Consider the following 3008-nt stretch of genomic DNA (forward strand, 5'->3'; position numbering starts at 1 on the left):
GAGGAGGCGTGCAGCATGAGGCAGCTGCCCTTGACCAGGTCGGCCCCGGCCTGCGCGGGTGTCCGCGAGATGATCGAGGAGCGCCCGCCGGCCACGTGCCCGTCGGCCAGAACCAGGGAGCCGACGACGTCGAGGGCCTCCACGGCGTCCGAGGAGTTGACGGGCACCCGGTGCGACGCCCACGTCTCATAGGCGCCGGGACCCTGGGTTGAGAGCATGGCGTCCTCGAGCCAGTCGGTCATCACCCAGCCGGTGGACTCCCCGTCGGAGGCGCCCACGCACCAGGGGGTCACGGAGCCGTCGGGGTGGTCGGAGCGGACCTTGCGGGTGAGGGTCTCCAGCTCGGCCCAGGTGGAGGGCACCTTGTAGCCGGCCTTCTTGAAGGCGTCCGGCGAGTACCACACGAGGGACTTCACCGAGGCCATGAGCGGGGCGGCGTAGGGCACGGAGGCGTGGATGCCCACCTGGATCCAGTGCCGGTCCCAGCCGGCCTCCACGTTGCTGTTGACCGCGTTCGGCAGCGGGTGGACCACGCCGGTGTCGACGAGCTCGGCCACCATACCGGGCTGCGGCACGATCGCCAGGTCGGGCAGGTTCTCGGGGTCGTCCTGGCTCGACGGCGAGGCCCCCTTGCTGGTGGACAGGTCCGTGCCCGATCCGTTGAGCAGCTGGGAGCGCAACTCGGTGGTGCCGGTGTGAGCGACGTCAATGCCCGTGCACTTCTCGAACTCGGCCACGGAGGCCTCGAAGCGCTCGGCCTCGGTGCCGGTCAGGCTGCTGGAGATGGTGACTGTGGAGCCCTTGTGGCCCTGGTAGGCCTGGTAGGCAGCGCAGCCGGTGGCCGACGTCGAGCCGGATCCGCCGGCTGAGCAGGCAGCGGAGCCGGCGGCCGCCAGGGTCAGGGCGCAGACCGCCGCGAGAAGCCGGCCGTGGCGATATATCCGGCCGGCGAGGCGGCCTCCGCCCGGGGCGGCCGGTCCGCCGGGAGGACCGGCGGTGCGATCGACATCGTCAGTGAAGGTGTCGCGGATGGAATTGTGGTGGGAGACAGGGAGGGGGGACTGTCGCATCAGGGGTGCCTTACTCGTTCTATGAGAGCGTCCAGGACGGCGGCGCAGCCGTCCCGCCACACGGGCTCGGTCAGGATATCGCCGCGGTCGCGCACCCACTGAGGCGCGCTGCCCATGACGACTCCGACACCGGCCCACTCGATCATCTCGACGTCGTTGGAGCCGTCACCGACCGCGAGGGTGTGGGCGGAGTCGGTGCCCAGACGGGTGATGAGCGCCTCGAGGGCGGAGGCCTTGGTGACGCCCTCGGGGGCGACGTCGAGCCAAGCCGTCCAGCCGATGGCGTACTCCACAGAGTGCAGCCCGGAGTCGGCCACGATCTCGGAGAAACGCTCCACCGACATGCCGGGGGCCCGCAGGACCACGCGGGTGACCGGCTGAGAGACGAGCTCGGCCATGGTGACGACCTGCTGGTCCTCGATGAGCTCGCCGTCGGGGAAGAGCCGGGAGACCTTGAACCCGATGCCGGGTTCCTCGACGGCGAAGATCCCATCGGGCACGGCGGCGCGCAGGGTCTCGATGGCGGAGCGCGGGTCGAAGGTGCGCGAGTCGACCACCTCGTAGCCGCCGGGGACGTCCGGATCGAGCCACAGGGTCAGCGCACCGTTGGCGCAGACCATCCAGCCGGAGCTCAGCCCCAGGTGGCGCACTACCGGCATGGCCGCGGCGATCCCGCGGCCGGTGGAGATGACGACGGGGACCTCATGGGCGCGCAGGCGGGCGATGGAGGCCATGCCCCTCTCCGAGACTCGCCCGTCCATGTCGAGGATGGTGCCGTCGACATCGAGGGCGACGACGAGCCCGTGACCGGGCGCGAGCCGGGCACCGCCGTCAGCCTCCAGGGCGTCGAGGTCCCGCATCCGGTCCTGAACGAGGGCGTGGTACTCCTCGTGATCCAGGGGCCGACGCCGCAGGGCGCGCTCGCCGGACCCTGCCTTGTGGCCGGCGCTGTTCTCAAGGCGTCCGATGTACTCCGCGGAGCCTCCCAAATGGGTCAGGGGCTGGCCCGCCGGGGTGATACCGGTCTCGGGGTTGACGGCCGGGCCGTTGCCGGTGGGCCCGGAGCCGCCGGGGTCACCGACGGCGTCGGTTTCACGGGCGGCGCCCGGCCAAGGGGCGGGAGTGGGATTCATGGGACCGCCTTCAGTCGGTGGCGCCGACGGGCTCGATGACCTCCAGGCCACCCAGGTAGGATCGCAGGCCCGTGGGCACGCGCACCGAGCCGTCGGCCTGCTGGTGGTTCTCAAGGATGGAGACCATCCAGCGAGTGGTGGCCAGGGTCCCGTTGAGGGTGGCCACGGGGCTCGTGCCGCCCTCGCGGCGCTCGCGCACGGCCAGGCGGCGGGCCTGGTAGGTGGTGCAGTTGGAGGTGGAGGTGACCTCCATCCAGCGCTGCTGGGTGGGCAGCCAGGCCTCGCAGTCGAACTTGCGGGCGGCTGAGGAGCCCAGATCCCCGGCGGCGGTGTCGATGACCCGGTAGGGCAGCTCGACCAGGGCCAGCATCTCCTCCTCCATGGCCAGGAGCCGGGCGTGCTCGGCCTCGGCGTCCTCGGGACGGCAGTAGGAGAACATCTCGGCCTTGTTGAACTGGTGGACGCGGATGATGCCGCGGGTGTCCTTGCCGGCGGCACCGGCCTCGCGCCGATAGCAGGTGGACCAGCCCATGTAGCGCTTGGGCCCGGCGGTCAGATCGAGGATCTCATCGGCGTGGTAGCCGGCCAGGGCCACCTCGGAGGTGCCGGTGAGGTAGAGGTCGTCGGCGGGCAGGTAGTAGATCTCGTCGCTGTGGGCGCCCAGGAACCCGGTGCCACCCATGACCTGCGGGGTCACGAGCGTGGGCGTGGTCATCGGGGTGAAGCCGTGGGCGACGGCGGCATCCAGGGCCGCCGTCATGAGCGCCAGCTCCAGGCGCATGCCCCAGCCCTTGAGGTAGTAGAA

The 3008-nt window shown here is 71.1% G+C and carries 3 protein-coding genes; all 3 read right to left on the reverse strand.

All coding sequences use genetic code 11. From position 1 onward, the window contains the following. Positions 1 to 1070: ABC transporter substrate-binding protein (locus RWR81_RS13260; protein WP_314458180.1), on the reverse strand; the 1070-nt coding region annotated here is incomplete at its 3' end. Next, the gene (locus tag RWR81_RS13265; RefSeq protein ID WP_314458181.1) at positions 1070 to 2203 is read right to left on the reverse strand and encodes an HAD family hydrolase; all 1134 of its coding nucleotides are present in this window, start codon (positions 2201 to 2203) and stop codon (positions 1070 to 1072) included. The genes RWR81_RS13265 and RWR81_RS13260, both read right to left, overlap by 1 nt. A 10-nt stretch (positions 2204 to 2213) precedes the next feature. Then, positions 2214 to 3008, reverse strand: a 795-nt coding sequence (gene serS / locus RWR81_RS13270) for a serine--tRNA ligase (protein WP_314458182.1), incomplete at its 5' end; no start/stop codon positions are given.

Source organism: uncultured Actinomyces sp., assembly GCF_963526355.1.
In the GTDB taxonomy this organism is placed as follows: domain Bacteria; phylum Actinomycetota; class Actinomycetes; order Actinomycetales; family Actinomycetaceae; genus Actinomyces.

Coding starts and splice junctions, on each gene's coding strand:
- RWR81_RS13265 (WP_314458181.1), bottom strand. CDS start 2,203: ATGAATCCCACTCCCGCCCCTTGGCCGGGCGCCGCCCGTGAAACCGAC.